The following is a 14327-nucleotide window of genomic DNA, read 5'->3' as shown; positions in this document are numbered from 1 at the left end:
ATATTTGAACAGTTTTTTATCCCAATTATACAATCAAAAAACCAAATTTTTCCGATATTTGTAATATGAACACGCAATGGGCCGGTTTATTAGGATATTTAAAATACCTCATTAAGAGAAATCCCGAATGAGGCGATAGTGGTATGCGGACTATTGTTTAATAACTAATACATTTAAAAATGCCTATATATCACAAGCTTGGGAATTTCCCCCAAAAGCGCCATACACAGTTCGAAAAGCCGGATGGCGGGCTCTACTATGAGCAGCTGTTCGGTACCGAGGGCTTTCACGGCCACTCCTCGCTGCTGTACCATGTGCACAGGCCTACGCAGGTAAAGGAAATACTGAAATCCTACTCTGTGGAGCCTAAGATTGCCATCGACAAGAACATCAAATCACTCCTTTTTAAAGGCTTTGAGCTAAAGCCGCAGGACGATTTCCTGGACAGCCGCAAGGCCATGCTCGTTAACCGCGACTGCATCATCGGGCTTGCCGCTCCAAGAAAATCACTTAGGGAATATTTCTATAAAAATGCCGATGCCGACGAGATGCTTTTCATCCATAAAGGCAAGGGTACGCTGCGCACTTTTATGGGCAACATCCCGTTTGAGTACGGCGACTACCTTATCATACCGCGCGGCATGATCTACCAGATCGATTTTGAGACGGAGGATAACCGCATTTTCTACGTAGAGTCCATCGCGCCTTTCTATACGCCAAAACGCTACAAGAACAGCAGCGGCCAGCACCTGGAGCATTCGCCTTTCTGCGAAAGGGATTTCAAACTGCCGGAAGAAATAGAGACATACGACGAAAAAGGCGATTTCCTCATCAGGATTAAGAAGGAAGGCATGATGCACGAGGTGGTATATGCCACGCACCCGTTCGACGTAATAGGGTGGGACGGCTACAACTTCCCGTATGGCTTCAGCATCCATAACTTTGAGCCGATAACCGGGCGCGTGCACCAGCCGCCTCCGGTACACCAGACGTTTGAGACGTCTACTTTCGTAGTGTGCTCGTTCTGCCCGAGGCTGTACGACTACCACCCGAAAGCGATACCGGCGCCGTACAACCACAGCAACATCGACAGCGATGAGGTGCTGTATTATGTAGATGGCGATTTCATGAGCCGCAACAACATCGAGCAGGGGCACATTACCCTGCACCCGAAAGGCATACCGCACGGCCCTGCGCCGGGCGCGATGGAGCGAAGCATTGGCAAGACCGTAACCGAAGAGCTGGCCGTGATGGTAGATACCTTCCGCCCGCTGATGGTGACGGAGGAAGCCATGGGCCTTGACGACGGGCAGTATTATAAATCGTGGGTGGAGTAGTCCTCTCCCCGGCCCTCTCCAAAGGAGAGGGTGACGGAGCGTAACACTCTTGCCGGAAGCTTACCCTTGAAGAGATAAATACGCCACTAATTACGTTCTCAATATCCATCCCAGCTCCCTCTCCTTTGGAGAGGGCCGGGGAGAGGAAAAAAATAAACAACAACAGTATTCACGTTCCAATGCCTCTCTCCTTTGGAGATGGGGTAGGGGGTGAGGTCAGACACAACATCCAATCCCAGCTCCGTCCTTTGGAGAGGGCCGGGGAGAGGAAAAAAACAACACAGCAACTGACATCACGTCAGTTAATTAAAACATAAACTAAATGGAAAAAGAAGTTAAAAGTGTCGAGTACGGACTCGAGAAAATATTTGAAGGCGCACAGGATTTCCTGCCGCTTATGGGTACAGATTATGTAGAATTCATAGTGGGCAACGCCAAGCAGGCGGCACATTACTATAAAACGGCTTTCGGCTACCAGTCATTGGCGTATGCCGGCCTGGAAACAGGCCTGAAGGACCGTGCGTCTTACGTGCTGGTGCAGGACAAGATCCGCATTGTGCTTACCACGCCGCTTACGGCCGATTCGCCGCTAAACGACCATATCGTGAAGCATGGCGACGGCGTTAAGGTAGTAGCCCTTTGGGTGGAGGATGCCCGCAAATCGTTTGAAGAAACGACGAAGCGCGGTGCCAGGGTATTCATGGAGCCAACGGTAGAGACCGATGAGTTTGGCGAAGTGGTGCGTGCCGGCATCTATACCTATGGCGAAACAGTGCATATGTTTGTAGAGCGCAAAAACTACAATGGGGTATTCCTTCCGGGCTACCGCGAGTGGAAAAGCGACTACAACCCTGCGCCAACCGGCCTTAAGTATGTAGACCACATGGTGGGCAACGTGGGCTGGAACGAAATGAATACGTGGGTAAAATGGTATGAGGACGTGATGGGCTTTGTGAACTTCCTGTCGTTTGATGACAAGCAGATCAATACCGAATATTCGGCGCTGATGAGCAAGGTAATGAGCAATGGCAATGGGCGCATCAAGTTCCCTATCAACGAGCCCGCAGAAGGCAAGAAGCGTTCGCAAATAGAGGAATACCTTGACTTTTACGGTGGGCCGGGCGTGCAGCATATCGCTATCGCTACCGATGATATCATCAAAACGGTATCTGACCTGAAGTCCAGGGGTGTTGAGTTCCTTTCGCGCCCGCCGCATGCGTATTACGAAGCCATTCCGGAGCGCCTTGGCAGGCACATGGGCATGATGAAGGAAGACATGGTGGTGCTGGAAGAGCTGGGCATCATGATCGATGCCGATGAGGAAGGCTACCTGCTGCAGATTTTCACCAAGCCGGTAGAGGACAGGCCAACGCTTTTCTATGAAATTATCCAGCGTATGGGTGCCCGCGGATTTGGCGCAGGAAACTTTAAAGCGCTGTTTGAGAGCATAGAACGTGAGCAGGCATTGAGGGGAACGCTATAATAATCGCTCTTTTTTGAAAGATGTATAAAAATTAGACCGCATGAAAGCTATTTTTTGAAGTATATGTGTTAAAGTTGATTTTTTGAAAAGAAATATTCAATAAACTATCTACTTTTGCACTCGCAAATCGGAGGGAGGTCATAGGCCCCCGCTTTGTAAAGTAAATTTTTCATAATTTATAGTTTTTTGGTTGGTTAATAGCATAAAAACCCGGTCATTATTTTGACTGGGTTTTTTTGTTTTAGTATTTTTGGAACAGAAATTGCATTTAAGGTGGTTATCCACAAAAAACAAAAATTTACTATGAGAAAATTGATAGCGATTATTTTGCTTCTGACGACCTTTAATGCATTTCCACAAAACGCTTTTACAACAGGGGAATATTTTAAGTTCCGCATCCACTACGGTGTTGTAAATGCGGGCTATGCCACACTGGAAGTTAAGGAGGCACTGAGGAACGGAAAGAAGATCCACCATGTGGTAGGGAAAGGGTACACGACCGGAATGACAAAATTTTTCTTTAAGGTAGATGACACCTACGAAAGCTACTTTGACAAAGCGACCGGCAAACCCTACCAGCACCTGCGCAAGATAGACGAAGGCGGCTATGAAAAGCACCAGGAAGCCTATTTTCAGCAGGCGAACAATACTGTGACGGTAAAAGACCGTAAGAAAAACAAGGAAAAGACCTATACAGTGCCCGAGCATGTACAGGACGTAGTGTCGGCATTTTATTACCTTAGGAACCATAAGGACATCGACAAGCTGAAAGTGGGCGAATCCATTTCGCTTGACATGTTTTTTGACGACGAGGTGATAAAATTTAAGCTGAAATTCGTTGGCAGGGAAGATTTAAAAACTAAATTTGGCACCGTTTCCTCAATGATATTCAGGCCAATGGTTCAGGCCGGCCGTGTATTTAAGGAAGAAGAAAGTTTAACCGTCTGGGTTTCAGACGATGAGAATAAAGTTCCGTTACGTATTAAAGCAAGCCTTGCGGTTGGGTCTTTAAAGGCCGACCTCGATTCCTACAGGGGGCTCGCCCATCCGTTTACGGTTAAAAAGAAATAAGCAAATGGAGTTGACAGACCCAATACTGGAAAAAATAAATGACCTTGACGAAAAATTCCGGGCGATAAACCAAAAGACAGAGACCCATCTTGAAGGGCTGCTTTGGGCTAAGCCGATAACATATTGGGACTATATACAGACCGATGCGCTGCTTAATTTGCAGATTCAAAGGACAACGCTGCCCGATGAGATGGTGTTCATCATGTACCACCAGATCAATGAGCTGCTGTTTAAGATGATACTTTGGGAAGTGGAGCAGCTTTGCCACAACCAAGCACCTTCCACTTCTTTTTTTACCGAAAAGCTGATGCGCATCAGCCGCTATTTCGATATGCTTACCACCTCGTTCGACATCATGCGCGACGGCATGGAGGTAGAGCAGTACATGAAATTCCGCAACACGCTTACCCCGGCCAGCGGCTTCCAGAGCGCACAGTACCGCCTGATAGAATTTGCCAGCACCGACCTCATTAACCTGATCGACTACCGCTACCGCGCTACCATAGACCGCAATACACCCTATGAGCATGCGCTGGAGCACCTCTATTGGCAAGCCGCGGGCAAGGACTACCACACAGGCGAAAAAAGCTACCTGCTTGCCGAATTTGAACGCAAATACAAAGGGGAGTTCCTTCGATACATGGAGGAATACAACACTATCAACATCTGGCAGAAGTTCAGGCAGCTGCCGGAAGCCGATCAAAAGGACCCAATGCTCGTGAGGGCGATGAGGCATTATGACTATACGGTGAACGTGACCTGGGTAATGGGCCACTACAACACTGCCAAAAAATACATTGAAAGCGTTTCCGGGCCGCAGGAGGCCACCGGCGGAAGCGACTGGAAGAAATACATGCACCCCAGATACCAGCGCAGGATATTTTTCCCTGAGCTTTGGAGCGAGGAAGAGCTGAAATCCTGGGGAGAAAATGTATAATCGATAAAACAAGTGAACACAATTGAAGTACCTGACTGCCATACTATTACTGCTAACGCTATTTGCCTGTAAGGAAGACGAAAAAACCGAAAAGACCAAGCCTGTTGCCAAACCCGCGCCCGTAACCAAAGAATTCGGCTTTACGCTGGAAGAATTCAAAGTGGTGCGCGATACCATTGAAAAGGGCGATACATTCGGGAAGATACTGGGCGAAGAGGGCTATGATGCGGCACAGATACACAAGGTGACCGAGGCGATTAGGGATTCTTTCAAGCTAAGGGACATCCGTGTGGGCAAGCCGTTTACGATGCTCAAGGGCAAGCAGGCACCTAACAAGCTCCAGCTGTTCATTTACCAGCCCGATAACCTGAGCTACTATGTGGTCGACCTGCGCGACTCCATTGCCAAAGCTTATAAAACCGTAAAGCCGGTAACCATAAAACGCCGCGTGATCGCCGCCGAAATTGAGGGCTCTCTGGCCGAAACGCTTTCTGATGCAGGGGCATCTCCCGCACTGGCACACGAACTCTCCGAAATTTACGCCTGGAGCATCGACTTCTTCAAGATACAAAAGGGCGATAAGTTTGCCGTAACGGTGAACGAAAAATACATCGATGGCACCGAATATGCCGGGCTCGACAACATCGAGGCTTCCTATTTTGAATATAAGGGCAAAAAGATATACGCATTCCCGTTCAAGCAGGATGAGAACGCCAAGCGATACGATTATTATGACGAGGAAGGCAAGGTGCTCAAGAGCATGTTCCTGAAGGCACCACTGCAGTTCAGCCGCATCAGCTCGCGGTTTTCGCCAAGGCGCTTCCACCCCGTGCAGCAACGCTGGAAGGCACACAACGGTACTGATTATGCAGCACCGCACGGCACCCCCATCATGACTACGGCCAATGGTGTTGTTGAACGTACGGGCTACACCTCCGGTAATGGCAACTACGTAAAGGTGAGGCACAACGGCACCTATTCCACACAATACCTGCACATGTCCAAGATAAAAGTGAGGCAGGGGCAGCGCGTAAGCCAGGGCGATGTGATAGGGCTTGTGGGCAGTACCGGCCTTGCGACAGGCCCGCACGTGTGCTACCGCTTCTGGAAGAACGGCGTACAGGTGGATGCCCTGCGCCAAAAGCTCCCAAGCTCAGAGCCGATGTCGGCCAAACACAAGCCGCGCTTCATTGCCTTTATGACCCCACTTAAAAAGGAGCTGGACAGTATTTCGAACATCAAATTCCAAAAATAAAATTCACATGGCACTACAAAACATTAATCCGTCCGGTACCGCCGCATGGCAGGAATTGCGCGCGCATTTTGACGAAATGCAGCATGCCTCCATGCCCGAAATGTTTGCCGCAGACAACGGCAGGGCCGGGAAATTCCATATACAGTGGCAGGATTTCCTGGTTGATTACTCCAAGAATATCATCAACGAAAAGACGCTTTCGCTGCTGCAAAACCTGGCTAAGGAAGTTGATCTTTCGGGCGCCATACAAAGCTATTTCGGCGGGGAGGCCATCAACCGTACCGAGGGCAGGGCAGTGCTGCACACAGCTTTGCGTGCCCCTCAGAATGCCGATGTGAAGGTTGACGGCGTGAATGTGCTGCCGGAAATATACTCGGTTAAAAACAAGATGAAGCAGTTTTGCGATGAAGTCATCAGCGGAAGCAGAAAAGGGTACACCGGCAAGGCCTTTACTGATGTGGTGAACATCGGTATCGGCGGTTCCGACCTTGGGCCTGCCATGGTGGTGGAGTCGTTGAAATTCTATAAGAACCACCTGAACGTGCGCTTCATCTCTAATGTAGACGGCGACCACGTGATGGAAAGCCTCAAGGGCCTCGACCCGGAAACGACGCTGTTTGTAGTGGCATCGAAAACGTTTACCACACAGGAAACGCTTACCAATGCTGAAACAGCGAGGGAATGGTTCCTTACTTCGGCGAAGCAGGAAGATGTGGCGAAGCACTTTGTGGCCGTATCGACCAACATTAAAAAGGTAACGGAATTTGGCATTGCCGAGGCCAACATTTTCCCGATGTGGGACTGGGTGGGCGGACGCTTCTCACTATGGAGCGCGGTGGGCCTTACCATCGCATTGGCAGTAGGATTTGAGAACTTTGACGACCTGCTGAAGGGCGCCAACGAAATGGACGGGCATTTCCGTACGGCTGATTTCGGTGAGAATATACCGGTAGTGCTGGCCTTGCTGAGCATTTGGTACAACAATTTCTTCGGTGCCGAAAGCGAGGCGCTGATTCCGTATACACAATACCTGCAAAAGCTGGCTCCTTACCTGCAGCAGGGTATCATGGAGAGCAACGGCAAGAGCGTGGGCCGCGACGGCAACCCGGTAAATTACCAGACGGGCACCATCATATGGGGTGAGCCGGGAACCAACTCCCAGCACGCTTTCTTCCAGCTGATCCACCAAGGTACAAAGCTCATACCAACTGATTTTATAGGCTATATTGAGCCATTGCACGGCAACAAGGACCACCATGACAAGCTGATGTCGAACTTTTTTGCACAGACCGAAGCGTTGCTTAACGGCAAAACAAAAGCGCAGGTAAGCGCAGAGTTTGAAAAACAGGGCGTAACAGGGGAGAAGGCGGATTACCTGCTGCCGTTCAAAGTGTTTGCGGGGAACAAGCCTACCAATACGCTCCTCATCAAAAAATTGACACCGAAAACGCTGGGCTCGCTTGTGGCATTGTACGAGCACAAGATATTCGTACAGGGCGTTATCTGGAACATATTCAGCTACGACCAGTGGGGCGTGGAGCTGGGCAAGCAATTGGCTAACTCCATCCTCGACGAGATCAATACAGGTGAAGTGAAGCAGCACGACGGGTCGACGACGCTATTGTTGAAAACTTTTTTAGGTAAATAATTAGCAGGCATAGAATTTTAAAAATCCCTGTGGTTCATTGCGATCACAGGGATTTTTTTGTTTGAGGGGGATGTCAAATTAAGTTGTAAGCATCTTGATGCCAGCAGGTAAACTTCTATTAACAACTATTAACAGGAGATTTTGGGTTGACTTTCGTACGTAATGTGTTATATTTGCTTTTCCTAAAAATCAGAAAACTATGTACGAAGGTGTTTTAGACATCCATTCCTATTGGGCTTACGCGGTTTTGGTACTGCTGGTTATCGCCATCCTGAATGCATTTGCGGGCCTTTCATCCAAAAGGGTTTTTACCCCTAAGGACAGGCAGATCTCGATGATCGCCCTGGTGTTTACGCACGTACAGTTTGTTTTGGGATTGGTATTGATTTTTGTTTCGCCGGCTATGGCAGTTGCCAAATCTGCCGGAATGGGAGCAGTAATGAAAGACCCTCACCTGCGTTTGCTGCTTGTAGAGCACCCGCTTGTAAACCTGATAGCGATCACCCTTATCACGATAGGATGGTCGAAACACAAAAAGACAGAGGAATCTGCTAAAAAATTCAAGAGCATCGGAATATTTTATGCCATCGGTTTAGTGCTGCTTTTAAGCAGGATCCCCTACGGACAATGGTTCGATTAAGCTGACCGTACTAAGCCCCCTGTGGGCTTTTTTATCCCTGGCATATTATTTGTTTAATAAAGGACCAAAATAAACTTATTATGAAGAATAGTAGTCTTATTTTCAGTGCCGCTTTATTATTTTTAATAATAACTGGCTTCGCAACCACCGAAACGGTTGCCGTAAGAAAGATTGAAAAACCGGCTGCCGCCATCGTGGCAGATACCACCGAAGTTACCGCACCCATCGCGGAAAAACCCGCCGGCCCCAAGCTTACCCTGTACAAAAAGAGCGCCCTGGCAACCTATTATGCCGACAAGTTCAATGGCAGGAAGACAAGCAGTGGCGAGCGATTCCATAACAAGCATTATACTGCAGCCCACATGAAGCTCCCGTTCGGGACGATGGTGCGCGTTACCAACGAGGCAAACGGCAAGTTTGTAGACGTTAAGGTAAACGACCGCGGCCCGTACAGCAAAAAGCTGGAGATCGACCTTACCAGGACCGCCTTCATGGAAATTGCATCCAATAAAAAGTCGGGTACTTTCAAGGTGAAAATGGAAATCATAGAAAAGAAGTAACCTGACCCATGGGTAAAAAAGCCCTCATCCTCCTTTCCTTACTGTTTATCGCAACTGCCTGTTCATCGTCCAGGGTAGCATCGTCCAACGGTGCATTCAGTTCGTATGACAAGAATGCCGTTGCCTGCTACTATGCCGATAAGTTCAACGGCAGGAAAACCGCCAGCGGCGAGAAGTTCAGCAACAGCAAGTACACCGCCGCCCACAAAAAGCTGGCCTTTGGCACCAAGGTAAAAGTGACGAACAAAGCCAATGGCAAGTCGGTTGTCGTGACCATCAACGACCGCGGGCCTTTCAGCAGAGGCAGGGATATTGACCTTTCCAAAAAAGCCTTTATGGAAATCACCGACAATAAGAATCACGGCGAACTGAAAGTATCGCTGGAGGTAGCGAAGTGATTTATACTATGAGATTTCTCCTTCGTCGAAATGGAATTAAACGTTCTTCCATTTCGTCGAAGGAGAAATCTCAGTTTTTATTGCCAGTAAGTTTATGACTGTCCTACATAACAATAACCAGCGAAATATATCCACACCATCTCCTATAGCTCGCTTTTAACTGGTGGAGCCATTTTGCAGGCTGCGTTGATACATTAGATATGGAAGCGGCTATAAAAGACCACCCGAAGATGGCTTTGTTTATCTTTTTAATTTATGTTGAACTTATTTAAAACTTTCAAATACGTTATTGGCTGCTTTTTTCCAGTAAACCAGTTGTCAAATCATACTTATCTCCGCCCATATTAATGTATTCTAATTCCTTATTGTTAATTTTTTTCAATCTAAAATTTATTGCATTCAATGTTAATTTGTTATTATCTGTTGAGACTATAAATTTAACAAGATAGTTTTTATCTGACTTTAATTTTTGAGGGTTGATATACGGAGTTAAGTAATAGTCTGTAGGAGACAATTTTAGATTTTTTGCAAAGTCGTAGTCGAATGTTATAAAAATTGGAGATGATGTTCCCACAGTCTTTCTGAATTCAGTAATATGATTTTCCATTATTGTATCTAACAGTGTTTTGCTTTGTGATAAACAACTAATAGTTAAAAATAACATAGCGCTTATTATAATATTCTGCATAGAATTATTTTTTAGGTGTGTAACAAAATATTTCTGGGGCATTATTGCTTGCCTTACCATTTTGATTTATAAAATCACCTAATGACATTCCATCAGCGTCTATAAAATAAATGGGATTGCTTTGACAGTAATTATATGGAGACCATCTCCTGCTATTCTCCTCCAGCGGGTCAATATTCATCCACCTACCCAACGCTGGGTCATAATTCCTTGCGCCGTAGTCGTACATGTTAAGCCCCAGTTCGTCCTGCAATTCCTTGCCGTTGTACTTATACTTCTACAAATTCCATATTCGTGTACGGCTTAATCCCTCCTGTACACCCTCACATAGTCAATCAGCGTAGTGCACGGGAATACGGCTTCGGGTACAATGGCCCCACCGTATGTCATGTTGTCGTTGCCGCCCACACCTGCAGATAAGATCATGTAAAATTTATGGTCAAACGGTTCCCACTCCGGGAAGTGGTGCGAGTACTCCGACTTGAATACCCTTTTGCCGTCTACAATTACAGTGGCATCGGCATCCTGGCCGTCGGGGGCATTGCCGAAGGCATCGCCATCGTTAAAATAGTTGATGTGGTATACGTGCTCATCCACGCTGAACTCGATGCGGTCGGCATACCAGTCGATGCGGTACAGGTGGTAGCCGCCGCTGCCGGCATTCGGGTCAGTGCCGGTTACAGGCCAGCCGCCATATTGCGGATTGGTTTGCGGTTTTTGCTGCTGCTCGTAGTTGTAATAGCCGCCTTTGTGGCCGTGGTTCCAGCTTTGGTACTGGTTATTTTCCCAAAACCAGGCATAGTGCACGCTGCCCAGGTTATTGTAAGGTATGGCGCCAACATATTCCATAATGTCAATTTCGCCGCCCTGGGGCCACATGATGTGCGGCTGGTCGGCGGGCTTCTCGGCAGGCATCATCCAGAAGGCAAAGCCCTGGCCCTTGTACTTCACGTCGCGTGCCCATACGCGCGCCTCTATGCGCGAGCCAGGCCCGACAGAAAATTTCCCCTGCGTGTTTATCCTGCCGCTGGTATAGTCGCGGTCTACATATTGCTCCCTTCGGGTGGTGATGGAAAGTTCGCCCGGCGCGTTAACCGTTCCCGTTCCCAGCTTTACGTTCTCAACCCTGTTGGTGGCCCTGTCAAGCTGTCCGGTGCCAAAGTCGCCGTTTACGCCCGTACCGGTCTCGTAGTTCCATTTGGTAAGGTCCAGTGACGTTCCGGTGAATTCGTCGTTCCAAAGTAGTGTATAACCCGCATACTGGGTAATTACAGGCTCGCCTACGGGATCCGGGTCGGGGTTATTGTTGTTGGGTTCGTTGTTCCCGCCGTCGTCTGAGCCGCAGCCGGCAAGGGCCAGCAGCAGCATTGCGCTGAAGATGTGTTTCATAGATGTCAGTTGTTTTGGAATCGTAAATATATTTAAAATAACGTGAGTTCGATTTAAAATTGATCACAAGGCCTTATTCCATATCGAAATTAAACTTATGCGTCGTTGCAGAGACGTTGCATTGCAACGCCTCTACGCTCAAACCAAAACAGTTTTCCCGGTTAAGAGTAGTGGAAAGTTATATCTAAAGCATATCTTTTGAAAATAAATATTTCATGCCTTGGTTATATCGAACCCACGTTAAAATACCAATGGCGTCTTCACCAGGACTAACCGAAGCTAAAACAAACTCAATTGCTCTCCCTTGGTCCCGTCGAACAGATCCGTCCTCAGGCGGAATATCTCATCCTTGTCGTGCGAAAAGTACTTTTGCCTGCCGACTTTAAAGGTGGTATGGATCATTTCAGCAATGTTGCCCTCACCCGTACGCCGTTTGTATACCTGCTTTTCCCCAAGTTTGCCGCCATGCATGGAGGCGATCTGGTGGAGCACCTTGTCTTTTCGGTCAGGGTAATGCTGTTCGAGCCATTCTATGAAAATGGGTTCTACGGTATCGTTAAGGCGGACGAGCGTATAGCCAAAGCTGTGCGCGCCTTTTTCGGCTATGGTTTTCAGGGTGGGCAGTATCTCCATGCTGTTGAGGCCCGGAATGATGGGCGCTACCATGATGTTGACGGGGATGCCGTTTTGCGAAAGCGTTTCTATGGCCTGCAGCTTGCTGTTGACCGACGAGGTGCGGGGTTCCAATGCCCTTCGCAGCTCCTCATTGGTCGTGGGAATGCTCAGGGAAACCGTTACCAGCTTTTTCTCGGCCAATGGCACAAGTATATCAAGGTCGCGGGTCACGAGGGCATTCTTGGTCAGGATGTTTACCGGATGGCGGTAGTCAAGAAAGGTTTGCAGTATGCGGCGCGTTATCTGCAATTTGCGCTCAATCGGTTGGTAGCAGTCGGTGTTCCCGGAAAGGAGTATCGATTCGGGTTTGTACCCCCGCTTTTTAAAGAATTGCTCCAATAGTTCGGGCGCATTTTTTTTGACCATGATCTTGCGTTCAAAGTCGATGCCGGCGCTGTAGCCCCAGTATTCGTGTGTAGGCCGGGCAAAGCAGTAGGCGCATCCGTGCTCGCACCCCTGATAGGGGTTCATGGAGTAGGCCATCGGCAGGTCGGGGCTTTTTACCGGGTTGACAATGGTCTTGGGAAATACTTCAATGATCTCTGTCTTTGCTGCCTGTTCCTCATAGTCATCCTGGTATATGCTGGTCTCATACCTGTTTTTTATAAAATGGTTGTGCACGTTGCTCACAGCGCCCTGCCCCTTGATTTTTTCCGGCTTCATCATCCTTTACTTTCGATAAAGGTAAAAATAATCATAAGATTATTTTCTAATATAGGTGTAAAATTATCAACATAAAAAACCGCCCGATACATTGCTGCAACGGGCGGCCCTACATAAAACAAACAATTAATCTAAAATAATCGGAAAGTCCAATTATGCTTTTAGCGCCATCCGCCGCCAAGGGCTTTGTACAAATTTATGATGGCGAGGTATTGTTGGTACCGGTTATCGATAAGCTGGAGCTCGCTGTTCAGGGCATTGTCTTTGGCGGTAAGTACCTCAAGGTAGTTTACCAATCCGTAGGTAAGCAGTTCATCCGAATAATCGGCTGCTTTGCCCAGAGCGTCCACCTGTTTTTCACGTATGGTTATCTTGCGCGATTCATTTTCGTAGTTGGCCAGTGCATCGCTCACTTCTTTGCTGGCATTGATTAGCGCCTGCTGAAACCTTACCAGAGCCTGCTCCTGCTGTGCTTTTGTTATCTCGTAGCGCGTACGAATCTGCCTGCCGTTGAATATGGGGGCCGTAAGCCCTGTAACGATATTGGCGAAAAGCGAGTTGGTACTGAACCAGTCCTTCAGCTCAATGCTCTGCAAGCCTCCGGTGCCGGTAATCCTGAACTGCGGGTAAAAGTTGGCGCGTGCCACATTGGTCAGCTCAAAGGCATTCACAAAACCAAACTCTGCCGCCACCACATCGGGACGGTTGCGCAGCAATTGTGTAGACAGCCCTACTTTTATTTCCGGGTTCAGCTGCTGCGCGTCGAACGTGCCGCGTGCTATCGTGTGCGATGGTTCGCCCAGCAGTATGCTCAGGCTGTTTTCCAAAAGTACAATGTTGTTCTTCAGGTCCTCAATGATCAGCTCGGTGGCATATTTTTGCGCTTCGGTCTGCTTTACGCCCACCTCGTTTACGCTGCCTGCGTCCTTCAGCGCCAGTATGGTTTCAATGCTCTGGTCGCGGTTGATGAGGGTTTCCTGCGCTACTTTCAGCTGTGCATCCAGCGAAAGCAGTTGGTAGTACAGTGCAGCAATATCGGTAATTACCTGGGTTTTTACCGCCTGGTTGGCAGCGATGGTCTGCATATAGGCTGCCGCGAAGGCGCGCTTATTGCTGCGTATTTTGCCCCAAATGTCGGCTTCCCACCCAAGCGTTGCGGTAACCTGGTACTGGTCTACGTTGGTCGCGCCGCCGCTCTGGCTGATGATGCGTCCAAACTGGGTGTTTTTGGAAAGCTCCTGGTGGGTCCAGTCGGCCCCCAGGCTAAGGGTAGGGAAGTAACCCGCTTTGCCCTGCTTCAGGCTGGCTTCGGCAGCCGCAATGTTTTGCATGGCAAACCTAATGTCAAAGTTATACTGCAGACCCTTTTTAATGTGGCCCTGCAATGCAGGGTCGGTAAACAGCTTGTCCCACGACATATCGGCCATCGATACAGTATCGGCAGCCACTATTTCGGTGCGGTACAGGTTTTCGGCCTTAATGTCCGGCCTGCTGTATTCCCTGGCCGCAAAGCACGATTGCAGCAGCAATCCGCCTACGGTAATTATCAGTATTCTGTATATGGTGCGTTTCATTAGTGTCTG

Annotated in this window: 13 protein-coding genes and 1 pseudogene; 9 read left to right on the top strand and 5 right to left on the bottom strand. The window is 48.4% G+C overall.

Annotation, left to right across the window (positions count from 1 at the left end; all coding sequences use genetic code 11):
- The first annotated feature begins 179 nt into the window (after positions 1–179).
- The 9 genes from OGH69_RS13715 (at position 180) to OGH69_RS13675 (ending at position 9329) form a co-directional block, all read left to right on the top strand.
- Positions 180–1337: a homogentisate 1,2-dioxygenase gene (locus tag OGH69_RS13715; protein ID WP_265175053.1), complete on the top strand. Its 1158-nt coding sequence runs from the start codon at positions 180–182 to the stop codon at positions 1335–1337.
- Between the two features lie 322 nt (positions 1338–1659).
- A complete protein-coding gene (gene hppD / locus OGH69_RS13710; protein WP_265175052.1) occupies positions 1660–2820 on the top strand; it encodes a 4-hydroxyphenylpyruvate dioxygenase in 1161 nt (386 codons plus the stop codon).
- Positions 2821–3123: 303 nt separating this feature from the next.
- Positions 3124–3891: a DUF3108 domain-containing protein gene (locus OGH69_RS13705; protein WP_265175051.1), complete on the top strand. Its 768-nt coding sequence runs from the start codon at positions 3124–3126 to the stop codon at positions 3889–3891.
- 4 nt (positions 3892–3895) lie between these two features.
- Positions 3896–4828 carry a tryptophan 2,3-dioxygenase family protein gene (locus OGH69_RS13700; RefSeq protein WP_265175050.1) on the top strand — a complete coding sequence of 311 codons (933 nt, stop codon included), beginning with the start codon at positions 3896–3898 and terminating at the stop codon, positions 4826–4828.
- 22 nt (positions 4829–4850) lie between these two features.
- Positions 4851–6083 (top strand): peptidoglycan DD-metalloendopeptidase family protein, encoded by a 1233-nt coding sequence (locus tag OGH69_RS13695; RefSeq protein WP_265175049.1) that lies wholly within the window; start codon positions 4851–4853, stop codon positions 6081–6083.
- A gap of 7 nt (positions 6084–6090) precedes the next feature.
- Positions 6091–7731: a glucose-6-phosphate isomerase gene (gene pgi, locus OGH69_RS13690; RefSeq protein ID WP_265175048.1), complete on the top strand. Its 1641-nt coding sequence runs from the start codon at positions 6091–6093 to the stop codon at positions 7729–7731.
- Between the two features lie 199 nt (positions 7732–7930).
- Entirely contained in the window at positions 7931–8371 is a 441-nt protein-coding gene (locus tag OGH69_RS13685; RefSeq protein ID WP_265175047.1) for a hypothetical protein, read from the top strand.
- 80 nt (positions 8372–8451) lie between these two features.
- Positions 8452–8931 carry a septal ring lytic transglycosylase RlpA family protein gene (locus tag OGH69_RS13680; protein ID WP_265175046.1) on the top strand — a complete coding sequence of 160 codons (480 nt, stop codon included), beginning with the start codon at positions 8452–8454 and terminating at the stop codon, positions 8929–8931.
- 8 nt (positions 8932–8939) lie between these two features.
- Complete coding sequence (locus OGH69_RS13675; protein ID WP_265175045.1) at positions 8940–9329, top strand: septal ring lytic transglycosylase RlpA family protein; 390 nt, start codon at positions 8940–8942, stop codon at positions 9327–9329.
- A 286-nt stretch (positions 9330–9615) separates the two neighbouring features.
- On the opposite strand, the gene OGH69_RS13670 is transcribed toward OGH69_RS13675, so the two are convergent.
- The 5 genes and pseudogenes from OGH69_RS13670 to OGH69_RS13650 all read right to left on the bottom strand — a co-directional run bounded on the left by OGH69_RS13670 (position 9616) and on the right by OGH69_RS13650 (position 14318).
- Positions 9616–10017 (bottom strand): hypothetical protein, encoded by a 402-nt coding sequence (locus OGH69_RS13670; protein ID WP_265175044.1) that lies wholly within the window; start codon positions 10015–10017, stop codon positions 9616–9618.
- Positions 10018–10021: 4 nt separating this feature from the next.
- A pseudogene (locus OGH69_RS13665) lies at positions 10022–10279 on the bottom strand (RHS repeat domain-containing protein); the annotation flags it as partial.
- Positions 10280–10320: 41 nt separating this feature from the next.
- Entirely contained in the window at positions 10321–11406 is a 1086-nt protein-coding gene (locus OGH69_RS13660; RefSeq protein ID WP_265175043.1) for a glycoside hydrolase family 16 protein, read from the bottom strand.
- Between the two features lie 279 nt (positions 11407–11685).
- A complete protein-coding gene (locus OGH69_RS13655) occupies positions 11686–12744 on the bottom strand; it encodes a PA0069 family radical SAM protein (protein WP_265175077.1) in 1059 nt (352 codons plus the stop codon).
- Positions 12745–12905: 161 nt separating this feature from the next.
- A complete protein-coding gene (locus OGH69_RS13650) occupies positions 12906–14318 on the bottom strand; it encodes an efflux transporter outer membrane subunit (RefSeq protein ID WP_265175042.1) in 1413 nt (470 codons plus the stop codon).
- Positions 14319–14327: the final 9 nt, after the last annotated feature.

It is taken from the genome of Flavobacterium sp. MFBS3-15 (assembly GCF_026107645.2).
GTDB lineage: Bacteria > Bacteroidota > Bacteroidia > Flavobacteriales > Flavobacteriaceae > Flavobacterium.
The sequence above is the reverse complement of the archived record's forward strand: the minus strand, read 5'-3'. Positions and strand labels throughout refer to the sequence as shown.

Coding starts and splice junctions, on each gene's coding strand:
- OGH69_RS13675 (WP_265175045.1), top strand. CDS start 8,940: ATGGGTAAAAAAGCCCTCATCCTCCTTTCCTTACTGTTTATCGCAACT.
- OGH69_RS13715 (WP_265175053.1), top strand. CDS start 180: ATGCCTATATATCACAAGCTTGGGAATTTCCCCCAAAAGCGCCATACA.
- OGH69_RS13700 (WP_265175050.1), top strand. CDS start 3,896: ATGGAGTTGACAGACCCAATACTGGAAAAAATAAATGACCTTGACGAA.
- pgi (WP_265175048.1), top strand. CDS start 6,091: ATGGCACTACAAAACATTAATCCGTCCGGTACCGCCGCATGGCAGGAA.
- OGH69_RS13670 (WP_265175044.1), bottom strand. CDS start 10,017: ATGCAGAATATTATAATAAGCGCTATGTTATTTTTAACTATTAGTTGT.
- OGH69_RS13705 (WP_265175051.1), top strand. CDS start 3,124: ATGAGAAAATTGATAGCGATTATTTTGCTTCTGACGACCTTTAATGCA.
- OGH69_RS13655 (WP_265175077.1), bottom strand. CDS start 12,744: ATGAAGCCGGAAAAAATCAAGGGGCAGGGCGCTGTGAGCAACGTGCAC.
- OGH69_RS13650 (WP_265175042.1), bottom strand. CDS start 14,318: ATGAAACGCACCATATACAGAATACTGATAATTACCGTAGGCGGATTG.
- hppD (WP_265175052.1), top strand. CDS start 1,660: ATGGAAAAAGAAGTTAAAAGTGTCGAGTACGGACTCGAGAAAATATTT.
- OGH69_RS13660 (WP_265175043.1), bottom strand. CDS start 11,406: ATGAAACACATCTTCAGCGCAATGCTGCTGCTGGCCCTTGCCGGCTGC.
- OGH69_RS13685 (WP_265175047.1), top strand. CDS start 7,931: ATGTACGAAGGTGTTTTAGACATCCATTCCTATTGGGCTTACGCGGTT.
- OGH69_RS13680 (WP_265175046.1), top strand. CDS start 8,452: ATGAAGAATAGTAGTCTTATTTTCAGTGCCGCTTTATTATTTTTAATA.